Origin of the sequence: Tritonibacter sp. SIMBA_163 (assembly GCF_046535935.1) — a bacterium.
Taxonomy (GTDB): Bacteria; Pseudomonadota; Alphaproteobacteria; order Rhodobacterales; family Rhodobacteraceae; genus Epibacterium; species Epibacterium scottomollicae.
The window spans coordinates 1-929 of sequence record NZ_JAWJBP010000079.1 but is presented as its reverse complement, the minus strand read 5'-3'; the positions used below and the strand labels follow the sequence as shown (position 1 = coordinate 929).

The 929-nt window shown below is 64.4% G+C and carries 1 protein-coding gene; it reads left to right on the top strand.

The annotated features are described in order from the left end of the window. On the top strand, positions 1–929 hold a 929-nt coding region (locus tag R0J92_RS21490; RefSeq protein ID WP_411053127.1), incomplete at both ends, for an HYR domain-containing protein.

Here is a 929-nt window from a genome sequence, read left to right as displayed (position 1 = left end):
CTGACCGGCGCCTATGACTTCCCTGTGGGCGAGACCACCGTCACCATGGATGCGCAGGACGCCGCGGGCAATGCCGCCACGCAAGTCAGCTTTACCGTCACCGTCAGCGACGCGGATACGCCGGTGCTGGCCGCGCCCAATGCGCAAACCGCCCAAACCGACGAGGGTGCTGACACGGCCTCCATCGATGTGACCGGCCTTGGCTCTGTCAGTGATAACGTCGATAGCAGCCTCTCAATCACCTACAAGGTCGGCGGCACTACTCTGACCGGCGCCTATGACTTCCCCGTGGGCGAGACCACCGTCACGATGGATGCGCAGGACGCCGCGGGCAATGCTGCCACGCAAGTCAGCTTTACCGTCACCGTCACAGACGCGGATACGCCGGTGCTGACCGCGCCGAATGCGCAAACCGCCCAAACCGACGAGGGTGCTGACACGGCCTCCATCGATGTGACCGGCCTTGGCTCCGTCAGTGACAACGTCGATAGCAGCCTCTCAATCACCTACAAGGTCGGCGATACCACCCTGACCGGCGCCTATGACTTCCCTGTGGGCGAGACCACCGTCACCATGGATGCGCAGGACGCCGCGGGCAATGCCGCCACGCAAGTCAGCTTTACCGTCACCGTCAGCGACGCGGATACGCCGCTGCTGACCGCGCCGAATGCGCAAACCGCCCAAACCGACGAGGGTGCTGACACGGCCTCCATCGATGTGACCGGCCTTGGCTCCGTCAGTGACAACGTCGATAGCAGCCTCTCAATCACCTACAAGGTCGGCGATACCACCCTGACCGGCGCCTATGACTTCCCTGTGGGCGAGACCACCGTCACCATGGATGCGCAGGACGCCGCGGGCAATGCCGCCACGCAAGTCAGCTTTACCGTCACCGTCAGCGACGCGGATACGCCGCTGCTGACCGCGCC